21 protein-coding genes are annotated in these 23,107 nt (G+C 70.4%); 12 read left to right on the forward strand and 9 right to left on the reverse strand.

Translation table 11 applies throughout. The features are described from left to right. Positions 1-619 precede the first annotated feature (619 nt). The 5 genes from ACVCAG_RS05050 (at position 620) to ACVCAG_RS05070 (ending at position 4,199) form a co-directional block, all read left to right on the forward strand. The gene (locus ACVCAG_RS05050; protein WP_440081637.1) at positions 620-1,243 is read left to right on the forward strand and encodes a hypothetical protein; all 624 of its coding nucleotides are present in this window, start codon (positions 620-622) and stop codon (positions 1,241-1,243) included. Positions 1,244-1,322: 79 nt separating this feature from the next. Then, the gene (locus ACVCAG_RS05055) at positions 1,323-1,880 is read left to right on the forward strand and encodes an SdpA family antimicrobial peptide system protein (RefSeq protein ID WP_447189519.1); all 558 of its coding nucleotides are present in this window, start codon (positions 1,323-1,325) and stop codon (positions 1,878-1,880) included. Then, a complete protein-coding gene (locus ACVCAG_RS05060; RefSeq protein WP_447189520.1) occupies positions 1,874-2,971 on the forward strand; it encodes a sporulation-delaying protein SdpB family protein in 1,098 nt (365 codons plus the stop codon). The genes ACVCAG_RS05055 and ACVCAG_RS05060 overlap by 7 nt, the downstream gene beginning before the upstream one ends. Then, complete coding sequence (locus tag ACVCAG_RS05065; RefSeq protein WP_447189521.1) at positions 2,968-3,429, forward strand: thiol-disulfide oxidoreductase DCC family protein; 462 nt, start codon at positions 2,968-2,970, stop codon at positions 3,427-3,429. Before ACVCAG_RS05060 ends, ACVCAG_RS05065 begins: the two co-directional genes overlap by 4 nt. Before the next feature lie 128 nt (positions 3,430-3,557). Then, positions 3,558-4,199 (forward strand): hypothetical protein, encoded by a 642-nt coding sequence (locus ACVCAG_RS05070; RefSeq protein ID WP_447189522.1) that lies wholly within the window; start codon positions 3,558-3,560, stop codon positions 4,197-4,199. On the opposite strand, the gene ACVCAG_RS05075 is transcribed toward ACVCAG_RS05070, so the two are convergent. From ACVCAG_RS05075 to ACVCAG_RS05085, 3 genes are all read right to left on the reverse strand, one after another. Further along, positions 4,189-7,518 carry a BTAD domain-containing putative transcriptional regulator gene (locus ACVCAG_RS05075; protein ID WP_447189523.1) on the reverse strand — a complete coding sequence of 1,110 codons (3,330 nt, stop codon included), beginning with the start codon at positions 7,516-7,518 and terminating at the stop codon, positions 4,189-4,191. The two genes, ACVCAG_RS05070 and ACVCAG_RS05075, sit on opposite strands and share 11 nt — an antisense overlap. A 254-nt stretch (positions 7,519-7,772) precedes the next feature. After that, positions 7,773-9,926, reverse strand: coding sequence for an N-6 DNA methylase (locus ACVCAG_RS05080; protein ID WP_447189524.1), 2,154 nt, complete (start codon positions 9,924-9,926; stop codon positions 7,773-7,775). Positions 9,927-10,157: 231 nt separating this feature from the next. Beyond that, a complete protein-coding gene (locus ACVCAG_RS05085) occupies positions 10,158-10,448 on the reverse strand; it encodes a hypothetical protein (protein WP_440081629.1) in 291 nt (96 codons plus the stop codon). Positions 10,449-10,533: 85 nt separating this feature from the next. Here ACVCAG_RS05085 and ACVCAG_RS05090 point away from each other — a divergent pair, with 85 nt between their 5' ends. Next, positions 10,534-10,977: a hypothetical protein gene (locus ACVCAG_RS05090; protein WP_447189525.1), complete on the forward strand. Its 444-nt coding sequence runs from the start codon at positions 10,534-10,536 to the stop codon at positions 10,975-10,977. A 1-nt stretch (position 10,978) separates the two neighbouring features. Here the strand turns inward: ACVCAG_RS05090 and ACVCAG_RS05095 are convergent, their stop codons facing one another. The 4 genes from ACVCAG_RS05095 to ACVCAG_RS05110 form a co-directional block, all read right to left on the reverse strand. After that, on the reverse strand, positions 10,979-13,021 hold the full coding sequence (locus tag ACVCAG_RS05095) for a hypothetical protein (protein ID WP_447189526.1): 2,043 nt from the start codon (positions 13,019-13,021) through the stop codon (positions 10,979-10,981). A gap of 276 nt (positions 13,022-13,297) precedes the next feature. Further along, the gene (locus ACVCAG_RS05100) at positions 13,298-14,002 is read right to left on the reverse strand and encodes a hypothetical protein (protein WP_440081626.1); all 705 of its coding nucleotides are present in this window, start codon (positions 14,000-14,002) and stop codon (positions 13,298-13,300) included. 160 nt (positions 14,003-14,162) lie between these two features. Beyond that, entirely contained in the window at positions 14,163-14,822 is a 660-nt protein-coding gene (locus ACVCAG_RS05105) for a response regulator (protein WP_447189527.1), read from the reverse strand. Then, positions 14,810-16,132, reverse strand: coding sequence for a sensor histidine kinase (locus tag ACVCAG_RS05110; protein WP_447189528.1), 1,323 nt, complete (start codon positions 16,130-16,132; stop codon positions 14,810-14,812). The genes ACVCAG_RS05105 and ACVCAG_RS05110 overlap by 13 nt, the downstream gene beginning before the upstream one ends. A gap of 145 nt (positions 16,133-16,277) precedes the next feature. Here ACVCAG_RS05110 and ACVCAG_RS05115 point away from each other — a divergent pair, with 145 nt between their 5' ends. The 3 genes from ACVCAG_RS05115 to ACVCAG_RS05125 all read left to right on the forward strand — a co-directional run bounded on the left by ACVCAG_RS05115 (position 16,278) and on the right by ACVCAG_RS05125 (position 18,885). Then, positions 16,278-16,514 carry a hypothetical protein gene (locus ACVCAG_RS05115; RefSeq protein ID WP_440081622.1) on the forward strand — a complete coding sequence of 79 codons (237 nt, stop codon included), beginning with the start codon at positions 16,278-16,280 and terminating at the stop codon, positions 16,512-16,514. 662 nt (positions 16,515-17,176) lie between these two features. Beyond that, entirely contained in the window at positions 17,177-18,667 is a 1,491-nt protein-coding gene (locus ACVCAG_RS05120) for a protein kinase domain-containing protein (RefSeq protein WP_440081621.1), read from the forward strand. A 2-nt stretch (positions 18,668-18,669) separates the two neighbouring features. Further along, positions 18,670-18,885: a carotenoid oxygenase family protein gene (locus tag ACVCAG_RS05125; protein ID WP_440081619.1), complete on the forward strand. Its 216-nt coding sequence runs from the start codon at positions 18,670-18,672 to the stop codon at positions 18,883-18,885. Between the two features lie 50 nt (positions 18,886-18,935). Here the strand turns inward: ACVCAG_RS05125 and ACVCAG_RS05130 are convergent, their stop codons facing one another. Next, the gene (locus ACVCAG_RS05130) at positions 18,936-20,294 is read right to left on the reverse strand and encodes a BTAD domain-containing putative transcriptional regulator (protein WP_447189534.1); all 1,359 of its coding nucleotides are present in this window, start codon (positions 20,292-20,294) and stop codon (positions 18,936-18,938) included. Positions 20,295-20,682: 388 nt separating this feature from the next. Here ACVCAG_RS05130 and ACVCAG_RS05135 point away from each other — a divergent pair, with 388 nt between their 5' ends. Together ACVCAG_RS05135 and ACVCAG_RS05140 are read left to right on the forward strand one after the other, a co-directional pair. Further along, complete coding sequence (locus ACVCAG_RS05135; protein WP_440081617.1) at positions 20,683-21,078, forward strand: alpha/beta fold hydrolase; 396 nt, start codon at positions 20,683-20,685, stop codon at positions 21,076-21,078. Between the two features lie 541 nt (positions 21,079-21,619). After that, the gene (locus tag ACVCAG_RS05140) at positions 21,620-22,042 is read left to right on the forward strand and encodes an acyl-CoA thioesterase (protein WP_447189529.1); all 423 of its coding nucleotides are present in this window, start codon (positions 21,620-21,622) and stop codon (positions 22,040-22,042) included. 18 nt (positions 22,043-22,060) lie between these two features. Here ACVCAG_RS05140 and ACVCAG_RS05145 read toward each other — a convergent pair whose 3' ends face one another. Then, a complete protein-coding gene (locus tag ACVCAG_RS05145) occupies positions 22,061-22,228 on the reverse strand; it encodes a hypothetical protein (RefSeq protein ID WP_447189530.1) in 168 nt (55 codons plus the stop codon). Between the two features lie 95 nt (positions 22,229-22,323). On the opposite strand from ACVCAG_RS05145, the gene ACVCAG_RS05150 reads away from it, so the two are divergent. Beyond that, the gene (locus ACVCAG_RS05150; RefSeq protein WP_440081614.1) at positions 22,324-22,764 is read left to right on the forward strand and encodes a DUF4259 domain-containing protein; all 441 of its coding nucleotides are present in this window, start codon (positions 22,324-22,326) and stop codon (positions 22,762-22,764) included. Positions 22,765-23,107: the final 343 nt, after the last annotated feature.

Consider the following 23,107-nt stretch of genomic DNA (forward strand, 5'->3'; position numbering starts at 1 on the left):
ACTTCGTCGCACCCCAGTGTGCCGACGTGCCGGCCTGGTGTCGCGGTCTTTCCTCGAGATCACCGCTCGGCCGCCGTCCAGGGCGGCCGGCCTCTCCGGGCGACGGGAACCCGTCCGGCTGTTTCCGCGGGGCGGGCGATTGGCGGCGTACCGGGGCGCGTGGCCCGGCCGGATGAAGGCCGCCCGTCCGGGGTGCCCCGAATCGGGGTGGCCGACTATTGGTGAAAATTCATTAATGCGATGTTTTGTGCATCATGTTCGTTGTTTAGCGGGCTGAAGGGTCGCTTGTTCGACGAGCCGTCGTCTGACCCGTGACATGCCGCACGAGCCTCCAGGCGTAGGCGGGCCCGCTCAGGAAGCGCCTCACGCCCCCGATCCCGTAGCCGGGATGGTCGCCGTGCCGGGGAGTGCCACAGGGCCGTACCGTCCGGGACGGCCCTGTGGGCTGGGCTCCAAGCCGTTCACTGGTGAGGGGCGGCGCCGTTCCAAGCGCACGGCAAATCGCCCGTGGCACTCTCCGCCGGAGCGGCGAAAGGTCCGCGGGGACGGTGGCCGGAATCCATCCCACGGGCTCAGGCCCGGATTTCGCGCACCGCCTCACGTTCGTGGAGGGAGTTCGATGCGGGTATCGAAGATGGTTCTGGCGGTCGCGGTCGCCGGGATGGTGGCCGGTGCGGTGGCGGTGCCGGTTCAGGCGGCCGGTGCGGTGGGTGTCGCCGTGGCCGGGGCGGGGGTTTCGGTTCATGACGGGGAGAGCGTCTACCGGGGGTTGATCCTGGGGATCGGGCCGGTGGCCGAGAGGTTCCCGGAGATCGTGCGTCCGGCCGGTGGGGTGACGGCCAGGCAGGAGGAGTTCGCCTCGGCGGTGGTGGCGGCGGTCTCGAGGAGGGACCCGGCGTTCCTGGCCTCGTTCGGCCGGGAGATGACCAGTGGTGACCGGGTCCGGATCGACCGGGCCTTCACGGCGGCGCAGAACATCACCCGCGACGTGCTGGCCGAACGGTTCGGCTTCAAGGCCGACTCCTCGGCCGTCGACCAGGCGGCCGGCCTGGCGTTCTTCGTGTACATGGTCTATCTCGGCAACGTCTACGAGATCGTCAACGTGTACAAGGTCGCCAACGCGGTCCGCGAGTCCAATGTCTACGAGATCGAGAACTGGACCGAGTCCCTGGTGAGCAAGGACCTGGCCCGGCTCGATCGCGAGCGTTTCGTGGACCTCGTCGCCGAGCGGCTCGCCGCCTGATCTCCGGCTCCCGGGCACGGTTCCACGCCGGACCCCGGCGCGGAACCGGACCCGGCCCTACGAATCCACGGAGATTCCGTTGACCGAAAACGCCATGGCGAGGCGCCTCGGATGGGCACTCGCCGGCATCGTCGCCTTCTGGGGATCAGTGATCTTCTACGTGGTGCACACCCAGCTGCCGAGCAACGCCCTGTCGCTTCCGGGGCAGGAGCAACTGAGGCTGACCATCACCACTCTTACCCCGCAAGGATGGGCGTTCTTCACCAAATCGCCGCGCGAGCCGCAGATCGGCGTATGGCAGACCGCGGGCACGGGTGGCTGGCGGGACGCGCGGCTCGGCCCGCACTCCGAACCGCGCAACGTGCTGGGCTTCAACCGGCGGTCCCGGGCACAGGGCCTGGAGCTGGGCATCATGCAGACCTCGGTCCCCGCCGGCGGGTGGGCGTCGTGTGACGGCGGCGACGTCGCCTCGTGCCTCGAACGCGTCCCCAGCGCCGTGACGATACGCAACATCGCGCCCAACCCCATCCACTGCGGCTCGGTCGGCCTGGTCCAGCGCGAGCCGCTGCCGTGGGCGTGGGCCGGGAGCGGCACGGCCATGCCCGCCAAGGTCGCCCGATTGGAGGTCACATGCTGACCAGAGCCGGTCTGGCCGTCGCACGCCTCGCGCGGGTGTCGCCCTGGACGAACGTGTACGGCCTGGCCCGTACCCTGATGGCGCTCGGCACGCTGGGAACGATCCTGTTCAGTCACAGCACCTCGCTCTTCCGCCCCGCGCAGGGAATGCCGGACTTCCCCAACTGCTCGGGCATCGCCCGGTTTGGCATCTACTGCGTGGTCCCCGGCGACCAGCTGGAGGTCGCCCGGTTCCTCTCGATCGGCCTGCTGCTGCTCGTGGTCATCGGCTGGCGCCCGCGGTTCACCGCCCTGGGGCACTGGTGGGTCACGGTCAGCCTGATGGCCTCGGCCACCATCCCCGACGGGGGCGACCAGATCAGCGCGGTCATCACCCTGCTGCTGCTTCCCGTCGCGCTGCTGGACGGGCGCAGGTGGCACTGGGGCCCGCCCGTCGACGTGAGTGACCGCCCGGTCCGGTCGTTCTTCGCCTGGACGACCTTCTTCGTGATCCGCCTGCAGGTAGCGGGCCTCTACTTCCAGGCGTCGGTGGCCAAACTGAGCCACGCGGAATGGGCCGACGGCACGGGACTGTGGTACTGGCTCAGCGACCCGTTCTTCGGCATGCCGGGCTGGACCAAGCCCTGGCTCACCCCGATCCTGGTCAACCCGATCGGTGTCACCGTGATGACGTGGGGGCCGCTCGCCATCGAGCTCGCGCTCGCGTTCGGAATGATCGCTCGCCGGCCGGTCCGGCCGTACCTGCTGGCCGCGGGGGTCGCCTTCCACATCTCGATCGGCCTGCTCATGGGCCTCGGAAGTTTCATGTTCGCGATGATCGCCTGCCTGGTGCTCCATCTGCGCCCGGTCGACGTCCCGGTCCGGCTGCCCCGCCGCTCGCGGGTCTCCGCCCGGCTCGACCGCGTACGGGCGGTGTGGCCGGCCCTCGCCCGCCGTGCGGGCGCGACCGCGCCGGCCGCTTCCGGAATCACGGGTGCGACGGCCGTCGTCCCCGTCCCCGTCGCCGTTCCCCCCGTCCCCCTTCCTGTTCCCGGTCCGGCCGTTCCCGCTCCGGCGCACGCCGGTCCGGCGGCTTCCGTGAGGCACCCGTGACGCCCGCCGGAACGCCCGCCCGCTTCCTGGTCTACGACGGCGACTGCGGATTCTGCGCGAACGCGCTGCGCGCCCTGCGCCGCGTCCTCCCGGACTGGCCGGAGACCTTCGCCTGGCAGACCCTCGACCTCGCGCACCACGGGCTCTCACCGGAACAGGTGGCCAGGGCCGCGTGGTGGATCGAGCGGGGCAGGGCTCCGGCCGGTGGCGCGCGGGCCTTCGCCGCGCTGCTCGTCTGGCAGCGTTCCCGCGGGTGGCGCGTGCTCGGGAGGCTCCTGTCGGTCCCCCCGGTGTCCTGGGCGGCCGAACCGGTCTACGCGGTGGTGGCCCGGACGCGGCACCGCCTGCCCGGCGGCACCCCCCTGTGCTCGGTACGCGGGGACACCCCGCGACGGCGGGCCGGTCCGGCGGCGAGGCCGGCACCGGGAGACGGCTCGCGCCGCGAAGGACGGTCATGACCGAGCCGGACGCCTCCGGCCGGGGGCGGGCGGGCCTCGGCGGCGGCGCGGAGCGCGTTCACCGCCGGAGGCCGGTCCGGTTCCATGACCGGGTTTCATTCATCGTTCACGTTCGTGGAGGGAGTTCGATGCGGGTATCGAAGATGGTTCTGGCGGTCGCGGTCGCCGGGATGGTGGCCGGTGCGGTGGCGGTGCCGGTTCAGGCGGCCGGTGCGGTGGGTGTCGCCGTGGCCGGGGCGGGGGTTTCGGTTCATGACGGGGAGAGCGTCTACCGGGGGTTGATCCTGGGGATCGGGCCGGTGGCCGAGAGGTTCCCGGAGATCGTGCGTCCGGCCGGTGGGGTGACGGCCAGGCAGGAGGAGTTCGCCTCGGCGGTGGTGGCGGCGGTCTCGAGGAGGGACCCGGCGTTCCTGGCCTCGTTCGGCCGGGAGATGACCAGTGGTGACCGGGTCCGGATCGACCGGGCCTTCACGGCGGCGCAGAACATCACCCGCGACGTGCTGGCCGAACGGTTCGGTCTCCGGGCCGCCCCCTCGGCCGCCGATCGGGCGAACGGCCTGGTGACCTACCAGTACGCGCCGATGGCGGGCTACGTCTACGAGATCGTCGCCGTCTACCAGATCGTCAACGTGTACAAGGTCCTCAACATGGTCCGGGAGCTCGACGACCCCGCCGGGCGGGAAGGCGGCGCGCTCGTGCTGGACCAGGACATGGCCGGGCTGCGGCGCGAGCGCTTCGTGGACCTCGTCGCCGAGCGGCTCACCGCCTGAGCGGCGTCCCCCGGCCGCCGGGCGGTGCCCGGTGGACATGGACCCACCTCGGCCTCCCGCCGTTCCCGTGGGACAGCGCCGCCGTCGCCCGCTCCCGCCAGGCGGTGAGGCCGTTCCGGTCCGCATGCCGGACCAGGCTCGCGAGATGCTCGACGGCGGTCTCGTGCTCGCCCAGCGCGGAGGCGAGCCGGGCCAGGAACCAGTCCACCGGGCCTGCCAGGGCGATGGCCGAGCCCACCGCGACGCTCCCGCCGTGCGGCAGCAGCGCCGCGTAGCTCGCCCGGCAGGCCGGCAGGTCGCCGACGGCGGCCTGGGCCTCGCTCTGCAGGCAGGTCATGGTCAGCCAGGACCAGTCGCCCGGCGGTCTGGGCCAGCCGTTCTTCACCGTTCTCGCGGCCTCCTCGACACGTCCCTGGGCGCACAGCCTCAGGATCCGGGTGTCGTGGTCCATGGTGGCGTGGATGCCGGTGATCGAGTCGATCAGCGGTCCGGCGTCGGCCAGGGAACCGCGCCGGTAGTGCAGCAGGATGCGCCCGGTGGCCACCACCGCACCCGCGTACCACATGCCGAGCCGTCCGGCCTGCCGCTCCGCCTCGCGGTACAGCGCCTCGGCCTCGTCGAAGCACTCGGCCAGGACCAGCCGGTTGGCGCGCCACATGGTGTGCTGGAATCGCGGCCAGGGCAGCGGCAGCCGCTCCAGCATGGCGTCGCAGCGGAGGGCGGCCTCGTCCGCGCCGGCCACGTCGAACAGCTGCAGCCTGTGGTGGGTGAGCAGGAGCCACCCGAGCAGCTCGTACTCCGGCATCCGGGTCCGCGACGCCAGATCGATCAACTCGGTGGCGATCTCCACCAGCTCGTGGGGATGGGCCGCCTGGGGCAGCGAGAGCTGGCGGGCGTTGAGCGTCCGCATCAGCAGGTGCGGGTCCCCCAGCCTGCGGGCCATCTCGACGGCCTCGGCGGAGAAGGAGTCGCAGCGCGGGTCGTCGCTCCCGTCGTAGAGCTCCTGCGCGAGCCCGCCGAGCAGCAGCGCCCGCTCGGAACCGTCCCCCTCGGGCAGCGACCGCAGGGCCATCTCGAAGCGGTGCACCAATCGCAGCTCCACCTCCTCGTACGGGTTGCGCAGCGTCCAGGCCGACGGGGCGTCCAACGCGGTCAGCGCCCGTGCGATCAGCGCGGGACCACCCCGGCCGGTGGCGCGGTCGGCGGCGCGGACGGCCCGTGCCCGCGCCTCGCGGGCGCCGAGCGGGTCCCCGGCCTTCAGCAGCGCCTGGACCTGCCGCAACAGGAGGTCGACGTGGTCGAGCGGGTCACCGGCGGAGGAGCCGTGCGCCTCCACCGCCCGGCCCCACCACACGGCCGCCTCCTCGTACGCCAGCCGGAGGGACGCCTGTTCGGCCACGGCGCGGGCCCACCCGGTCGCCTCGCCGTAGGCCGCGGGACCGGCCTCGATCGCGTGATGGGCGATGACGGCCACGTCCACGGCGGGCCGGGCGGCCAAGGCGGTCATCAGCTCCCGGTGGATCCTCGCCCTGCGCAGCGGGGGGATGTCGTCCAGGAGGGTCTCCCTGACCAGGTCGTGCGCGAAGGCCATGCGCCGGGCGCGCGGGAGCAGCAGCCCGGCGTGCGCGGCCCGATCCAGCAGGTCGTACACCTCCTCCCGGCACGCCTGGGCGACGACGTCGGGGTCGAAGTCCCGGCCGAGCACCGCCGCCGTCCCGAGCACGTCACCGACCCGCGGGCCGAGCGCGGCCACCCGCCGCCGGATCAGGTCGGCGACCGCGCCGGGTACCGCGTCCAGGGTGCCCCCCTGGGCGAGCGTCCGCACGGTCTCCCGGACGAAGAAGGGGTTGCCGCCGGTACGTTCGGTCAACGCGCGGGCGGTGTCCTCGTCGACCTCGACGCCGATCTCCGCGGCGATGGCCCGCACGGTGTCGGAGCCGAGGCCCGTCAGGCGCAGGCGAAGCAGGTCGTGGCGGGCGAGCCGGCCCAGCACGCCGTCGAGGGGAAGGAGGTCCGCGCCCTCGCGGAACGCGGTCACCACCGTGACGGAGGCCCCCTTCTCCGCGTCGCCGATGAGCGCGACCACGTCGCCGAGCATGCCGAGCGAGGCGGTGTCGGCCCACTGCAGGTCGTCCAGCACGATCACCGTGGGCCGGGTCCGCGCGGTGGCCGTCACCCAGTCGGCGACGGCCTGGTGGCGGCGGAGCCGGGCCGCCTCGGTCGAGCCCGCGGGCGTCTCGTCGTCCATCAGCCCGGCCAGGGCCCGGGAATCCGGCGGGGGGCAGACGCGGGCGAGTGCCCGCAGGATCTGCAGCCACGGCCAGAGCGGCGGGGCGCCCTCGGTCTCGGGGCAGCGGCCCCACAGCACCAGGTGGCCGGACCCGGCGCAACGGTCCCGGAAGGCTTCGAGCAGCCATGTCTTGCCGATGCCGGGTTCACCGCTCACCGCGGCGATCGCCAGGCCGCCGCACGCCGGCAGGCTCTCCAGGTCGGCGAGCTGCCGATCCCGGCCGTGCGGGACCGGACTCGCGGGGGAGACCGCGACGGAAACGGGGACCGCGGGGACGGAGGGGAGCAGGAGCCGGTCGTCCTGCCGCAGGATGTCCTCCTCCAGCGCCCGCAGGCCGGGGCCCGGATCCAGGCCGAGCCGGTCGGCGAACAGGTCCCTGGCCCGGCGCAACGCGCCCAGCGCGTCGGCCTGCCGCCCGGTGCGGTACAGGGCCAGGGCCAGCAGGTGCCAGAGCCGCTCGCGCAACGGGTTCGCGTCCGCCTCGGCCTCCAGGCCGGTGATGACGGCCTGCGGGCGGCCGAGATCCATGTGCGCCTGGGCGTGCCGCTCCATCGCGACCAGGCGCAGCTCGCGGAGGCGGTTGACCTCCGGAGCCGCCCACAGCTCACCGTGGAACTCGCCGTACGGCAGCCCGCGCCAGAGCCGCAGCGCCTCCTCCAGGCGGTCGAGCGTCTCACCGGCGGGACGTGACTCCGGCCCGGAGACCAGCTCGGTGAACCGGACCGCGTCGACGTCGGCCGTGGCGAGCAGATAGCCGGGCGGCCGTCCGACGAGCAGCCGCGGCGGGGTGCGCGGCGGGCGTTCCGGCTCGACGACCCGGCGCAGGTTGGACACGTACGCCTGGATGGTGGCCACCACACTCGGCGGCGGGGCGTCGCCGTACAGATCGTCGACCAGGGTGTCGACGGAGACGAGCGTGCCGCCCGCGACGAGCAGCCGCGCCAGCACCGCGCGCTGACGTGGACCGCCCACCCCCAGGCGGACCTCGTCGTGGTGAACCTCCAGCGGGCCGAGAACCCGAAAATCCATGCCTACCACCTAGGGTCGGCACAGCAGGTGCGGACCACTGTGACAGGGACGAACTCGGTACATCGAACATCGTTCACGTTCGATCGCGCAAGCCGGACCCGATACCCGTTATGAATCTTGAAATGTCGGCGGGACGTGGAGTGTCGCCCGCGTCCGGCCGGCGACGTCGCGAAAGGCCAGGTGGTCGCCCACGCCCGCTCTCGGATGTCGTCCGGTGGAGACCGCGTCCGGTCCGGGGCGTCGTCCGGCGAAGATCACGCCCGGTTTCCCGGAAGCCTCCCGGCGGCGATGCCGTCGGTCAGCCCGTCGACCAGCTCCCCGCCGACCGTCCCCGCCTCCCGCAGCGATCGCTCGAAGGCGATGAGCCGCCGGAAGGTCTCGCCGTGGCGGCGCTGCTCGTCGAGGGGCAGCCGCAGCACCTGCAGCCTGCGGACGTCGATGCGGGAAGAGGTCGAGGCGTGGGTTCCCGCCTGCCTCGCGTTGGCCGGGGCGCGCAGGCAACCGGCCAGGAACCACGGGTCGAGCAGCGTGGGGTCCACCCGCAGGGCGAACAGCTGCGAGCCCAGCACCGTGGGGGCGCCGGTGTCGACCCAGGCGCCGAACGCCCGGTAGGCGCCGACGACCACCACCTCCTCCGGGACGGTCACGGTGAGGGTGCCCGCCGTCTCTCCCGCGGAGGCCTCACGCGAGGGCAGCCAGCCGGACGGCCTGCCTCCGGCCAGCACGTCGGCGATGGTCAGCATGGGTACGGCGTCATCGGGGGCGTCCCCGGTGCGCACCGCGCCGTCCGCCGGTTGCTGCCCGGCCCGCATCGTCACCGCGCCCGCCCGGAGCAGGTCGCCCACGGTCACCGTGCCCTGGCCCGCCGGCTCCTCGTCGCCCAGTTCGAGTGCGGACAGGGTCGCGGTCAGATTCCGCAACTCGTGGAGCAGTGCGCCGAACCGGTTCCACGAGCGTCGCAGGCCCAGGTTCGCGGAGGTCCCCCTCTTCGGGACGTGCCGTGCGGGGGTGAGGTCCACCTCGTCGTCCAGGAGGTCGATCACCGGGACCACGGCGTGATCGGCCGACCGGTTCCCGTCCTCGTCCCCCACCTGGATCACCCGGACGGCCGACACCACGCGCCTGCGCAGGAGGGGCCAGTCGATCGCGGCCCTGCCCGTCCGCTGCGTCTTTCCCGACGGCTCCGGCTGGACGTCGGCCGCGTCGACCAGAAGCACCCCGGCTCCCGCGTCCGCTCCGCCCCCGGACGGTGCCCGCAGGACCCACAGATGCAGCGCGACGCTGTGCGGGGGCGCGGACCCCGGTGGCAGGGCGACCACCGCGCGCAGCACGCCGCTGCGGAGCAGTCCGGCCCGGACCCGGCGCCCCGCCCTGCGGGAGGCGACACCGGGCGGCAGCAGCAGCACGGCCGTCCCGCCGGGCGCCAGACGGCTCAGCGCGTGCTGCGTCCAGGCGAGCTCCGGCTCGGTGCGGGGAGGCAGGCCGTACGTCCAGCGGGCGTCGGTGGCGAGTTCCTCGTATCCCCAGTCGCGCTCGTTGAACGGCGGGTTGCACAGCACCACGTCGGCGCGGACCTCGGAATGGGGATCGGCGCGCAGCGTGTTCCCGGCCCGGACGTCCACCTCCCAGACGGTCTCACGCCCCGGCGAGTGGCCGGCGAGCAGGATCCGTACGGCGGCCAGCGCCGCCTGGGTCGGATCGACGTCCTGGCCGAGCAGTTTCAGCGGGACACCCGAGGGGGGCGCGTCCACCGTGCCGGCCCACTGCCGGGCGGCGGCGAGCAGGAGACCGCCGGTGCCGCACGCGGGGTCGAGCACGGTGCCGACGTCACCGGCCTCGCCGTCGCGCGCCAGCTCGGCGACCTCGGCCATCAGCGCCGCCAGCGGGTGCGGCGTGACGCCGATCTGCCGGACGTGCGTGTCGAGCCAGCGGCCGAGCAGGAAGTCGAAGGTCTCCCGGGCCCCGTGTTTCCTCGCCAGGCCGACCGCGCGCTCCACCAAGGACCGCTGGGCGTCGGAGAGGCCGGTGTCGTACGGAAGTCCCTCGGCGGCATCGGCGTCCGGCGGACCACCCGCGTGTGTCGTGTCCGTCGTGTGCCCCGCCTCCTCCCGGGCGAGCCGGGCACCGGCCGCGGCGATCGCCCTCCCCATCGTGTCGCGGTCCCCGAGCGCCTCGAACTCCGGCCACAGCCGTTCCCGGCTGCCGACCTCGTCGAGCTTCCCCTGCCGTCTCAGCCACTCCTCCACCTGCGACAGCGCGAACTGCGGGCTGGTGTCCGTACCGCCGACCGGTGCGGGGAAGCTGTCGTGACGGCGGCGCCAGTTGCTGACGGCCGCGCGCCCGACACCGGCGATCCTGGCTATCTCCGCCAGGGTGACGGAGACGGACGGGTCGGCAGAAGGAGGCATGGTGTCTCCGGGTAGGGGACAGGACGGTGGCGACCTCGCCGGAAGGTGCGATGACGGCATGTGCCCAGGTGGGCAGGCGCCATGATTTCCCGCGGAGATCTCCTGGCAGCCTATCCGTTGACTCAGTTCACTCGGGAGCGGGCCTGACGATGGAAGTTCGGCCAAGAAGATCGAACCTTCCGGTCCCCCGCAGGTGATGTCGGCTCGCGGCCGGATGTCGAACCTGACGCGTCAACGCCGTGCGACCGAAGGCGGGACCTTCGCCGGGGCGGACCGGATCTCCTCTTCGAGGGCCTCGACGAGTGCCCTGGCCGCCTGGCGCAGTCGGGCGCGGCGGGCGGTGAGATCTTCGGTGAACGTCCTGGCCTTCGGCCCGACCCACACCGACTGGCCGGTGAACTGGCCGTGGGCCGGATCGAGTGCGGCCTCGAGGATGGCGACCCGCGCCCTGACCTCCGCCAATGTCTGTTCCAGCACCTGACGCCGCGGGTTGGGCACCAGATCTTCCGGACCAGGATTCATATATCCCTCTTCGGATGCGGATACAGGGGGCGATCCATTGGACATTATTGGATCTATGGCACCTCGGCCAGCCCCGGAGGAATGCATGACACGTTTTGCATGGAGCGGCTTTCTGATCGGCGCGGCTGTGGTGCTGACGGTGTCCGGATGCGGGGATAGCGGACCTACGGCGGCCGAAGCGGGGGAGACTCTTAAAGTCCACATCACCGAGTTGATGAAGGAACGTCATGCTTTGGACGTCCGAATCACTGATTCCGGTGGACGTGATATTCCCTGCGGGGAAGGTAAGGCTAAGCGTACTTTTGCGGCCACTGGTAAAGATGGAGCGGAGACGCGGAGAGCGGACAGTCTTAATACTCTCCTATTGGGCTCACTCTCTGGAGTGGCCGACTATCGCATCATTGAAGATCGTGGTGACGCTCCTCTCAAGCTCGCCAACGACAGGTACAAGACAAGGATGACGTTGGAATCACCAGGTAACGGACAGTATGCGGTCAGCGGTGAGACCGAGTGCTTGCCGATCTCATGAGCTAACTGTCGAATGCCAGACTGCGTTCTCTACCTCGCTTGTTGCCGCCCTCGAACCAGTTCGCGGTGTCATCGGACAGTTTCCCTATGGACGTCTTCTCCCTACTGCCCATCCCGTTGAGCACCGCCCACTTCTCGAACGCCTCAAGCCCTTCGTTCCCCTGTTTGATCAACTCGGAGAACGGCTTGAGGTTGCCCTTGGCGTCGGCGATGGCCACGCCCGGTGGGCAGGTGGCCTGGAACTCGGCGGGCGTCACCTTCAAGTCGAAGCCGTTGGCCATGAGGATGTGCGCGTAGGTGTGCTGACGGCCCAGGGTCGCGGCTCTTTCGTCCTTGGTTACCTGGTCCATCCGGGTCACGTCCTCGTCGATGAAGGCGCCGTGGCCGGAGAGGCCGGTGCTCAGCGCGTACCAGGCGAAATCCGCGGCTTTTACGGGGGAGGCGTAGATGCTCACCAGCCCGATGGTGGCGTCGCGGAAGAAGTTGAACGTGTCCTTCTGCTGCTTGTCGATCATGTCCAGGTTGCCCTGGACCTTCTCTACGGCGGCCAGCTCGAAGCCGCGTACGTTGCCCAGGGCGGTGAAGACCCGGTCCAGGTGGTCGACGTCCCCGGTGCGCCTGGCCTTCTCCGAGGCGCCGGCGATGAGCTTCTGGGAGAAGCCGCCCATCGCCCGGTCGAACGGGGCGAGGTTCGCCGGGGAGTCGGCGAAGGTCTTCAGGAAGCGGTAGGTGTCCTCCGGGCTCAGGGTGAACGCGGACGTGGTGCCGAAGGCCGAGGTGAAGGGCTTCAGCGCGCTCTCCTCGATCATGTTCGTGTCGCCGATGTTCGCGCCCTCGGTGATCTCGGCGGCGTAGGCGCCGGCCAGCGCCGACATGAAGGGCCGGACTTTCGGCGCGACCTCCATCGGGGTGGCCGGAGAGTCCGCGGTGCCGTCGGTGTCCTTGAGGTCTCCCATGATGGTCATGACGTTGAAGGCGAACTTCGCGGCCTCGGGGCTGTGCGGTCCCTTCTCGTAGGCCCCGCCCCCGGCGGCGAGCATCCGGCCGAACTCCGCGCTGACGTCGAAGTCCATGCCCTCCACCCGCTTCCAGGGCTCTTCGGGGCTTCTCATGCGGTTGAGCTCGGTGAACAGGTCCCTGAGGTCTTCGCGGGACATGGCGTTGAACAGGCCCCTGGCCACGTCGGGATTGTTCGCCAGGGTCGGCAGCAGCGGGGCGAGGTCGGTCTCCCAGCGCCGGGGGCGGGAGCCGTCGCCGGCGCCGACCGGCTTGCCCACCCTGCTCCGCGCTATCTCGGTGAGCCACGCGGCGGGGAACATGCCGTGCCGGAGCAGGGTCGTCAGCTCGTGGTCCGACGCCTTCTTGAGATTGCCGGCCTGCCAGGCCGAGCCGAGGAGGGCCGGTTGCGCGCCGACCGCCGTGGCCAGGGCGTCGCCCATGACCTTGCGGTGCTTGTCGGCCGCCTTCTTGTCGTACCTCTCCAGGCGGCTGACCATGCTGAGCATGCCCTCGGGGCCGATGGACCGGAAGAACCCGGCGGTGAGGTAGGCGTCCTTCCGCCCGTCGGCGAGCTTTTCGAGGATCCGGTCGTAGGCGGCGTTGGGCAGGCCGAGGGATGACTCGGGAAGACGGCGGAACTCGGCGGCGAGGTCGGTGCCCTTCCTGGCGTTGCCCGCCGGGGACTTTCCCGTCTTCTCGTCGTAGGGCAGCAGCCCCCACTGGAACGGGTCCTGGAGCGGGTCGCCGGTCCACAGCGAGCCCTGCTTCGGGATGTGGGGCGCCCCTCCCAGCATGGGGAGGTCCTGGTCGATCGTCTCCAGGCGTTCGCGCAGCTTCGGGAGCTCGTCGCCGACCCAGCCGTCGATCTCCCTGATCGGCCCCAGCCCCGCCGCAGAGACCTCGGCCGCCGCGAGCAGCTGCCGGATCCGCTCGGACTGCTCACCGATCACATCGCGACCGCGTTCGAGCGCGGTGACGAAACCCCGCATCAGTTCGGGGTCGATTCCGGTGAAGTCCGGCGACGTGGGCCCCGCTCCCGGCGACATCGCCTCCACCGCCCCTCTCGCCCTATTTTCAGTTATTTCACTCTAGTTCCAGAATGAGCGATTTTCATTCAGCGTGGAGATCGCCTGGGACCTTGACCTGTCCGGGGACGTCATGCCGAATAAGAAATGCGGTTGTCCAATATGGGATGCATGGCCTGTAGATATCGTTTTGCCCGATGGAAGCCTGGAGGCCCCGCCCACTGGACGGGGCCTCATTCATCTCAGCCAGAGGTCCGGGTGCCACGCCACCGGGCCCCGCCGGGAAGCGGCCCGTGCTCAAGAGGCCCTGTTGCGAAGCGGGACGTCGCGGATGAGCGGCCAGGTCATCGCCAGGCCGAGCAGAAGGCAGGCAAGACCGGCTCCCAGGGCCGTCGTGACGCTCGGCGTGAGGTCGAAGTCCAGTATCGAGCCGAAGAACGGCAGCCTCAGGTTCCCGCCGATGGCCGACTCGCCCAGCGCGACCAGCGCGACGCCGAACGGCAGGGAGAGCAGCCCACCGGCCTGCCAGCGGTAGAACGCCGCCCCCATGAGGGCTCCCGCGACGACCCAGGCCAGGCCCTGAACGAGGTACTCGGCGAAGATCAGCGGCACCTGTGCCGGCGAGGAGAACAGGTGGACGCTGATCAGAGTCTGCGGCCGGTCGAGCAGGTTGTACAGGAGGGCTTCCAGCAGGTAGCCGAGGGTGATCAGGGCGGAGAACGCCGGCGCGTACAGCGCGACGGTCACCGCGGCCTGCGCGCCGAACTGCCTGCGGGTCTGTCCGTGCGCGATGTAGAGCGGGAGGAACTCCCTCATCAAGGAGACACCGACGAACAGGACGAGCCAGCGGGGGAGCTGCGTGGCGGCCTCCCACACGCTGACGTCGAGTGTTCCGAACATCGTCACGCCGACCGTGATCAGGACGATCAGCACGTAGAACCCCGCCCACAGCAAGGCGGTGTAGACCAGGGGGGCGCCCAGAAGGCGGCTGGGGAATCTCATCGGACGTCTCCGGCGGGCTCGGTGAGGACGGGGGCCGCGGTGACGTGGAGGGACGCGAGATGCCGGAATGGAAGGCCGAGGAGCGGCGCAAGCGCGACGAGGCGCCCCGGCACCGCCCCCGATCATGTGGCACCGGGCGTCCGGGCATCCAGGGGACGGGTCAGGCGCGGCGGTGGACGTCCTCGAGGTAGTGCAGGACGGCGGTGACGCGCCGGTCCGCCCGGTCGGTGGGCGGCAGGTCGAGCTTGGCGAAGATGCTGCGGATGTGCTTGTGGACGGCGCCGTCGGTGACGAACAGCCGTTCGGCGATGGCGGTGTTGCCCAGCCCCTCGGCCATCAGGGCCAGCACGTCGCGCTCGCGAGGGCTGAGGCGGTCCAGCCGCGTGTCGGGCCGGGTGCGGGTGAGGAGTTGCGCGACGACGTCGGGGTCGATGGCCGTACCTCCGGTCGCCACCCGGTGCAGCGCGTTCAGGAACTCCTGGACGCGCCCGACCCGCTCCTTGAGGAGGTATCCGAGGCGGGCGCTGCCCTGGGCGAGCAGTTCGGTGGCGAAGGCCTGCTCGACGTAGGCGGACAGCACGAGCACGGCCAGGTCCGGACGGCGCCGCCTCGCCTCGACGGCCGCGACGATCCCCTCGTCGGTGTGGGTCGGCGGCATCCGGACGTCGACGATGGCGACGTCCGGCCTGTGGGCGTCGACGGCGGCCAGGAAGCCGTCGGGGTCGCCGGCGGTGGCCACGACGTCGAGTGCCTCGGCGCGCAGCAGCAGCGCGAGGCCCTCACGCAGGAGCGGGTCGTCCTCGGCGATCACGATCCGCATGGCAGGCTCACCGTGAGGGTGGTGGGTCCACCGGGAGGGCTGTTCAGCATGAATGTCCCGTCGTGTGCTTCGGTACGGCGGCGGATGCCGACGAGCCCCGACCCGCTGCGCTGGTCCGCCCCGCCGTGGCCGTCGTCGGTGATCTGGAGGTGGAGCCGGTCGGCGTCGCGGCGGACCTTGACGGTGGCGGTCCGGGCATGGCTGTGCCTGGCGATGTTGGTGAGCGCCTCGGCCGCCACGAAGTAGGCCGTGGCCTCGACGGAGGCGGCGCACCGGACGGGAATGTCGGCGTCGATCCGGCAGGGGACCGGGCAGGTCGTGGCCAGGCCGGTGAGGGCGTCGGCGAGGCTCCGGTCGGTCAGCACCGGAGGCAGGATGCTGCGGGCGACCGCGCGAAGCTCGGCGAGCGCCTGCTCGGCGGCGCTCTGCGCGCGTTCGAGGATGGCATCGGCGTCGGACGGGTCGCGTGCCAGCGTACGACGGGCCGCGCCGAGCAGGATGGTGACGGCGACGATGCGGTTCTGGGTCCCGTCGTGCAGCGACCGTTCGATCCGCCGCAGCTCGGCGGCGTGCGCGTCCAGCGCGGCGGCGCGGGTCGCGGTGAGCTGCGCGACCCGCAGCGCGAGGTCGGTGCCGGGGTCGGCCGGCAGGAGGCGCCGGCCGGGCCACGCCTGCAGCCGCGCCATACCCGGGGTGAGGAGGAGGGCGAGGACGATCCATCCCAGGCCGAGCAGGCCGACCCCGAGGGCGCTGGGCAGGTCCCGCACGGTCCAGAGCCCCATGGCGGAGCTGGACGCCTCCTCCGGAGGCAGCAGCCGCCACCACAGCGGGAAGGTGGTGTTGGTCACCGCGCTGAAGGACACCGTGAGACCGGCCAGGCTGAGGAACAGCCCGAGGGTGGCGTGGACGATCACCCAGCCCAGCTCCCGGCGGGTGGTCGGAGCGGTGAGGGCGGCACGCAGGCCGGGCGGCACCGGCTCCGGGCCGATGATCTCCGGGCCCCAGCGGGAGAGGCGTGCGCGTTCCCGGTCGGCGACGGCACGCAGCGCGCGCAGCGTGGCGGGCACCAGGAGCAGGCCCACGCCGACGAGGCAGGCGAGTGCGGTGGCGGCCACCAGGAGGAGCGCGACCAGCGCCAGGACGGTGGTGCCGAGCCCGCCGACGAGGTGTTCGAACGCGTCCAGGGTGGTGCGGGCGCGGGCGAACACGTCCCATCGACGTTCCGGCTTCCGGCCGGTCGCGGGGTCAGGGGCCGGCATCCGCACCTCCTGGACCAGACGAACCTCCTGGACCAGACGATAGGGCACCATCCGGAGCATCGTCAGATCGCCGGCCAAGGAGTACAGCCTGCTGTACCTCGGCTGTCCCGTGGGCGGGATCGCCGCCGGCGGTGATCGTTCGTAGCGTCGAGGTGCGACAGACGATCTGTCGAGTTCATCGAGCGAGGAGCGTACCGTGACCGATTCCCACCACGTTCTGCAGGCCTCCGAGGCGCCACGTCCGGTACGGCCCACCGGCGCCCGGGCCGGGATGGTGCGTCCCGTGCTGTGGTTTCTGCTGATGATCAGCGCGGTTCTCAACATGGTGTTCTCGTCCGTCGGTGACAACGTCCTCGCCGGCGTCGGGTTCGGACTGGCCACTCTCGCGTGCGTCGCCGCCCTGATCGTCCACCACTACCGGCACCGGCGGTGAGGAGAGGCATGGTCGGATCCGGCGCCCGCCTCATCCCGGCTCGGACGGTGATGACGGCCTTTCCCCGGGTGTGTCCCTCCTGGAGGTGCCGGATGGCGTCGGGGGCATCGGCCGGCGGACGGGTCAAAATCCTTTTCCCCGTGAATGGACACCGATTTCGGTGTCACGTTTGAAGATAGGAGAAAGGGGAAAAGGAATGGCCTTTGCAAGCTGGCGGGGGAAGTGTGCGCTTTTACCCGGACGCGCCCTCGAATGGTATCCGGGGTTTCCCGGCGTCACGGCCCGGGAGTCGAGGACGGCGCCAAGGCCGGCGCCAAGACCGAGATCCGCAAACGCCACCCGTGCCCGAGGAGCAGGTACAGCACCGGCTCGATCGCGTCGATCGGCATGACCATCAGGTTTCATTCGATGGCCGAAATTGATCACAGGCTGGCCGAAAACAAAAAGTTCTTCCTCGCCGTGACGCCCGTGAGACCTTCGCGCCGGCCACGTCCTTCGAGGTGCGTGACGCGCCTGGCTGCCCATTCTTCGATTCATGAACGCGATACTTCGTGACCGTGATACTTCGTGAACGCGACGCGAGGGCGTCGCGGCAGGGGTTTCGGTACCGCCTCGTCGCATTCGAGTTCGATTGACGCAGGATAATTGCCTATTGTTGGAATATGGCCGACTCGATGGGGGCGAAGCTGGCTCTTCGCTATCTTCTCCTTCGCCCGCTCGGCCACGGCGGAATGGGCACCGTGTGGCTGGCCAGGGACGAGATGCTCGACCGTGAGGTAGCCGTCAAGGAGGTGAGGATCCCGGAGGGCGGCGACGAGCGGAGCCGCGCCGAGCTGGTGGCCGGGGTCGTGCGGGAGGCCGAGGTCATGGCGCGGCTGCGTCACCCGGCGATCGTCGCCGTACACGACGTGCTGGTGGAGGACGGCAGGCCGTGGATCGTCATGGAACGGCTGCACGGCCGTAACCTCGCCGAGGAGCTGGCGGCCCGCGGCCCGCGGCTCCCCCTCCAGGTGGCCTCGATCGGAGCCTTCCTGCTGGAGGCGCTGGTCGCCGCGCACGCGTACGACGTGCAGCATCGTGACGTCAAGCCCGGCAACGTGTTCCTGACCAACGACGGCCGCGTCGTCCTCACCGACTTCGGCATCGCCCGTTTCCCGGACCGGCCCACGCCGACCGGCGCGAGCCAGGTCATCGGGACGCCCGGGTTCATCGCCCCGGAGCGCCTGGCCGGCGAGAACGGCGGTCCCGCCTCGGACCTGTGGTCGCTGGGGGCGACCCTCTTCGTCGCGCTGGAGGGTGTCCCGCCCTACGACGGCTCTCCCGCGGACGTGATCCGGGCGACGCTCACCCAGGACCCCCGCCCGCCGCGGGTCGCCGGTCCGCTGACCTCACTCCTGCAGTGGCTGATGGCTCGCGAGCCCGAGGCGCGCCCGGACGCCGAGATCGCGCTGGGGCTGCTGCGGCAGATCGCGGACGGTGAGTCACCACGCGTCACCGCGCCCCAGACGATCGGCCGCCGGTCGCGCCGGTGGACCCCGACGGTCCTGCTGGCCGTGGCGGCGGCCGTGGTCTCCGCCGCGGCCGCCATTCTGGTCACGAGAGAGCCCTTACCGGCGGCCAGACCGGTGTCACCGGTGTTCGAAAAGGCCGTGAACCTCTGCAAGGCGCTGTCACCGGAACAGGTCACCAGGTTTCTCGGCGCTCCGGCCGGCGGGCGCGCGTCCGAGAACGGCTGCGAGTGGACGATCCGCGGAGCGGGGGTGGAACTGACCGCCCTCACCGGCTCCGACACCCCGGACCCGTGGTCGCTGAACCCCGGGTCCGCGCACGAGCTCTTCGCCGCCCTGGAGCGGCGGCAGATCCACGGCACCCGCGACATGGAGTGGATCTGGTACGAGATCGGGATCGAGGACGGGCAACGCATGACCCGCTCCGCTCCCCGCACGCTCACGGACGTGGGGGACGAGGCGTTCTCCTGGAACGCGGCCAACGCCGAGGGACGGGTCCGCATGATCGTGATCACCTTCAGACTCGGCAACCTGGTGGCGGACCTGCACTACGCCAATCTGCGGACCGTCTCCGACGACGCCTTGCGACAGGCGGGCCTCGAGGCGGCCAGGTCGGCCGTGACCGCGCTGCGGCGCCTGGGCTAGGTGTGCTGGAACGCTGGACGATCGACCCGGGGGCGGGGACGATGCGCCGGCGGACGATCGACGACCGCCCGCAGGAATTCCCCCATGTCAACGAGAGCGTCCTGTCGCGCCGCCACCGGTACGGCTACGCCGCCGTCACCGAGGAGACGAACGCGGTCGCCATGCCCCGGTGGACGGGCCGCTCCGCCCAGGACTTCACCGGTGAGCCCGTCGGGTAGGTGGGTGACGCTGACCGATCGCCATCACCCTCAGCGGCCTGCGTGATCTTCTACCTGGCCTCCGGTGACATCGAGTCGCGCACCCGGCCTTCCAGGGAGTCGGGAAGGTCGACAGCGGACAGATCTCGCAGAAACTTCGCCCATACGTCGGCGGCGTTCTCGACCAGCTTGCGTTCCCGCAGGTCCATCAGACCGGTCACGCTGGTCACCTCGGCGGCCAAGACCCCGTCAGAGTGACGGACCAGCGACTGGACGAGCCGGACGATCTTCGGTGACGGGTATTCGTAGCGGGTCTCGACGTCGATCTCATCGCCGAGCACGAGCTCGTGGAAGTACCTGATCGACACGTCCAGCTCCACCGGTCCCAGGCCGGCCGCCGTCAGTTCCTTGATCGACAACCCGGCCTGTGCCAGCGCCGCCCATCGGGCGTGCACCGCGTAGTCGAGATACTTCGAGCTGCGGACGTGTCCGTTGGTGCCGATGTCGTCGCCGCTGATGACGATGTGTATCGCGTTCGCCGGTCGGTCCGGACGGTTCTGCGGTTTGGCGGCGATCCTGGGGGTCGGGTCCTGGTTTTCGTCGTGGAGGGTCTGCCGGTAGTGGCCGGGTGACCGAGTGACCTCCACCTTTTCCACCGGCGTGGTCGAGTCCTGCTGCCGCAGTACTTTTTGGTAAGCCTCTCGAAGCTCGTCGCCGGGATCGATCCCGAGCTCCTCGGCGAGTCCGCGGCGGAGCCGTTGATAGAGGGCGATCGCCTCGGCTTGCTGTCCGACCGCGGACAGCGCCAGCAACAGCCTGGCCTGTATGGACTCATCGAAGGGGTGCTGTTCTGCGACACGCCGCAGTGTGCTGAGTATGGACCGTGCGCCGTTCGAGCGAAGTGCTAGATCGGCGGCCTCACGAGCCAGGTCGGCGTATTCGTAATCCACCGCGCTGAACGCCGTGAACTGCTCGGGCGCACCCGCGCACGGCCCACGCCACAGTCCCAGGGCTTCGACATACGCTGTCATCGCCGCGTCCGGCTTGCCCGTACCAGCCGCCACGCGCGCCTGTTCTGCCAGACTCCGAAACGCCAGCAGATCCAGGTTTTTCGCATCCACCGTCATGCGGTAGCCGCCGGCGTCGGAAGCCAGCCACTGCCCTGCGGCCCGAGGTCGTATATCCGGCTCGAAGAGACGTCGCAGGCCTCCTATATAACGGTGCACTATGTTGACGGCGCTGGCCGGTGGCCGATCCCTCCACAGCAGCGTGACCAGATCCTCGGTTCCCACGGGCTGACCGGCCCGAGCCAGTAGCAATGCCAGGATCAAACGTTGCTGGCGCGGGCCCAGGTCAAGCTCATCGCCGCGGCGCCGGACCCGGACCGGCCCCAGAATCTCGAACCGCAAGCGCGGAACGCCGCCGGCCATCCCGGTCACGAACGGACCTCTGCATGCTTGTCCTGAATCGATTCAACACAGTGGCGCATGCGGAATGGTCGCGAACAGTCACAACGAGTGCGAGGTGCTGTCCCTGCTGCTGGTTCGGCCCAGCCGGCTCGACTTTCCATCTCGGTCATTCGCCGTTCCGCCCCCCTGGGTGAATCGATGGCAGGCGGTCTCCGTGGGTGGTTGGCCGTTCCGACGGGTCCCGCCACGGTGAGCCGGTGCGTTTCATCCAGCGGACCGCGTTGGTGGCCTGCCACTGATCCGGCCACTGGGCGTCACTCACTGGCTGTGCCCTTGGCGAGGTCGCCGGCACAGCAAACCCTCCGCCGCTCAGATCACCACGTGCCACACCTGATCAGATGGCCGTCCCATGATCGCCACGCATGATTCACGGGATCAAGAAAGTTACTCCGCGTCTGGACGGCCTTCTCACTGTACTTGCGGAAAAAACCGAACAGACGCCTACCACGAGCACTTCTGCGCCGACCTGCCGACCGAGCAGGCGGCCTTGGACGCCGCCGGCCAGCGCCCCGTCAACAGCAACGCCCTGGAGGAGCCGTCCGGCGAGCCGGCCTGGAAGACAATTCCCTCCTGGTTCATCTACGCCGAGCGCGATCTCGCCATCCCCGGCGAGGCCGGCCGCTTCATGGCCAAGCGGGCGAAGTCGCACAGCGTGGAGGTCAAGGCCTCCCATGCTGTCCACGTCTCCAAGTCCCATGCCGTCGCCGACCTCATCGACAAGGTCGCCCGCGCGACGAACCGCTGACAACCCCAGCCACACGCCGCCCGGGCGGACACGGACCACTCGGCCCGTCTGCCCGGGCGGCGTCAATGATCCGCTCGCGATTGCGCACCGCATCCGCGCGTGAACCCGGGCCTTTCTCCGACGGATCACCGGCCACCACGCCGCAACATGCCAACCAGACGCCGGCCTTTCTTCCGCGCCGGACGCAACGCTGCTCAGGTTTCGCGCGGCCCAGGCGGCAAACGGCCCGACCACCGCCGAATCGACCACGTGCCGAACGCGCCCGGCAACGGTCGCCGCCGTGCGCGTGTTGCTCGATCAAGCGGCCGACCTGCCGGAACGCCACCCGATCCGCGTCCACGACACACTCTCACATGGAATAGCCGCCGCGATTCAGTCGATTTAAACTTGAAATAAAGTCGGGTGCCCTAATGTTGGCGTCAGCGTCGATGGAATCCACTGAATCAACGTCGACGGAATCCGCTGGATCGCGGTCACCGCCCGGTTCCGGAGCGATGAACGTTCGCTCCGGACTACGAATCGAAAAATGCAAGGAAATACCGTGAGTGAAGCGTTCTTCGTGCCCTTGACCGTCCGTGGCTACGAGACCGACGCGCAGGGCCATCTCAACCAGGCCGCGTATCTGAGTTACGCCGAGCATGCCCGCTGGTCGATGCTCCAAGCTGGGGGCGTCCGTCAGGCCGAGCTCATCAGCAGAGGCATCGGTCCCGTCGTTCTGGAAACCACGATCCGCTACCGGCGAGAACTGCTCGCGGGCGACGATATCGAGGTGACGTCCGGCTTCGAATGGGGCGAGGGCAAGACGATCCGGGTCCGGCAGACGATCCGCAAGATCGACGGCACGGTCGCGGCCGAGGTCGATTTGGTCGTGGGCCTGATGGACCTGAAGGCGCGGGGACTGGTCGCCGATCCGCGGCAGCACCTCAAGGAGCTTGCGGCAGACCCGAACATGTTCGGCCTGTAGAGCGCACGACACCACCCTCTACAGCTCGGCTCGCAAGTGGTCGGACGGATTTCGGGCGTGGTGGCGGCGGCCGAGCCGTTCCGGGATGTCACCGGGCGCCTGAGCAAGGACGGCGGTCAGCGCACGCTCGCTACGCGCGGCGAGATGCACCTCGCAACCTCTGTTCAGCACGCGTCGCAGGGACATCCACAGGCAGGAGAAGGCGGTCGCCGGATCGAGGCGGATCGGCTGGATCCTGCGGGTACAGGCCGACCGGAACTGAAATGTCGCAGGCGGTCCCTATGATCCGATCGACCGATCAAAAGGGCAGGCGGGAGACCGGTATGGGCGCGTGGGGCATGGGGCCGTTCGACAACGACGGGGCTCTCGACAGTCTGGCCGACCTCGAAGGCGACAGGAGCACGGCGCGCCGGCTCGCCGTGGCGATGCGGGAGGTCCTCGACGAGGACGGCTACGTGGAGGGGCCGGAGATGAGCGGGGCCGTGGCGGTGGCCTGTCTGGTCGGCGCCCGCGTGATCGGCACCGAGCCGGACGCCGTCGCCGCCCGTTGGCTGGAGCACAATCCCTTCGAACCGTCCGCCGAACTCCGCGACCTCGCCAGGGTCACCATCGACCGCGCGACCCGCCCCGACGACAACGAGCTGTACGAACTGTGGCAGGAATCCGGCGCCCTGGACGCATGGCTCGCGGCCCTCGTCCCCTACCGTCAGGCCCTTGCCTGACCTCCCAAGGAGCAGCGGCGAAAGCCGGGTCGGAGTCGCCGGCCCTGACCCGGGTCACGCAGGCCTGTTCGGGAAAAGACTCGCGTGCTCGCTCGTACACGGCGAAACAACTGCTCATGGGTATCCGGTCGGCTGGATGGGGATGGGGGCCTGGCTGCGAGCGGATATCCGCCGCACGGCCCGGTCGGTTCTGTGTCGTGGTTCATGGTGAAGCCGGGTTTCGGCGTGGAAGACCTTGGCGCGGCCCGTGCCCGCAGCCGGAAGACGTGGCAGCGGCGGTAGTACTGCCGGGCGAAGGTGGCCAGGCCGCGGGTGTCGGCGTACAGCGTGTCCTGGTGGCCGA

The organism is Streptosporangium sp. G12, assembly GCF_052983175.1.

Excerpts from the sequence above, each read along its gene's own strand:
- ACVCAG_RS05095 (WP_447189526.1), bottom strand. The coding sequence starts at position 13,021 with ATGTCGCCGGGAGCGGGGCCCACGTCGCCGGACTTCACCGGAATCGAC.
- ACVCAG_RS05110 (WP_447189528.1), bottom strand. The coding sequence starts at position 16,132 with ATGGTGCCCTATCGTCTGGTCCAGGAGGTTCGTCTGGTCCAGGAGGTG.
- ACVCAG_RS05145 (WP_447189530.1), bottom strand. The coding sequence starts at position 22,228 with ATGTCCCTGCGACGCGTGCTGAACAGAGGTTGCGAGGTGCATCTCGCC.
- ACVCAG_RS05085 (WP_440081629.1), bottom strand. The coding sequence starts at position 10,448 with ATGAATCCTGGTCCGGAAGATCTGGTGCCCAACCCGCGGCGTCAGGTG.
- ACVCAG_RS05130 (WP_447189534.1), bottom strand. The coding sequence starts at position 20,294 with ATGGCCGGCGGCGTTCCGCGCTTGCGGTTCGAGATTCTGGGGCCGGTC.
- ACVCAG_RS05105 (WP_447189527.1), bottom strand. The coding sequence starts at position 14,822 with ATGCGGATCGTGATCGCCGAGGACGACCCGCTCCTGCGTGAGGGCCTC.
- ACVCAG_RS05080 (WP_447189524.1), bottom strand. The coding sequence starts at position 9,926 with ATGCCTCCTTCTGCCGACCCGTCCGTCTCCGTCACCCTGGCGGAGATA.
- ACVCAG_RS05135 (WP_440081617.1), top strand. The coding sequence starts at position 20,683 with ATGATCGCCACGCATGATTCACGGGATCAAGAAAGTTACTCCGCGTCT.
- ACVCAG_RS05060 (WP_447189520.1), top strand. The coding sequence starts at position 1,874 with ATGCTGACCAGAGCCGGTCTGGCCGTCGCACGCCTCGCGCGGGTGTCG.
- ACVCAG_RS05150 (WP_440081614.1), top strand. The coding sequence starts at position 22,324 with ATGATCCGATCGACCGATCAAAAGGGCAGGCGGGAGACCGGTATGGGC.
- ACVCAG_RS05100 (WP_440081626.1), bottom strand. The coding sequence starts at position 14,002 with ATGAGATTCCCCAGCCGCCTTCTGGGCGCCCCCCTGGTCTACACCGCC.
- ACVCAG_RS05090 (WP_447189525.1), top strand. The coding sequence starts at position 10,534 with ATGACACGTTTTGCATGGAGCGGCTTTCTGATCGGCGCGGCTGTGGTG.
- ACVCAG_RS05050 (WP_440081637.1), top strand. The coding sequence starts at position 620 with ATGCGGGTATCGAAGATGGTTCTGGCGGTCGCGGTCGCCGGGATGGTG.
- ACVCAG_RS05070 (WP_447189522.1), top strand. The coding sequence starts at position 3,558 with ATGCGGGTATCGAAGATGGTTCTGGCGGTCGCGGTCGCCGGGATGGTG.
- ACVCAG_RS05075 (WP_447189523.1), bottom strand. The coding sequence starts at position 7,518 with ATGGATTTTCGGGTTCTCGGCCCGCTGGAGGTTCACCACGACGAGGTC.
- ACVCAG_RS05120 (WP_440081621.1), top strand. The coding sequence starts at position 17,177 with ATGGCCGACTCGATGGGGGCGAAGCTGGCTCTTCGCTATCTTCTCCTT.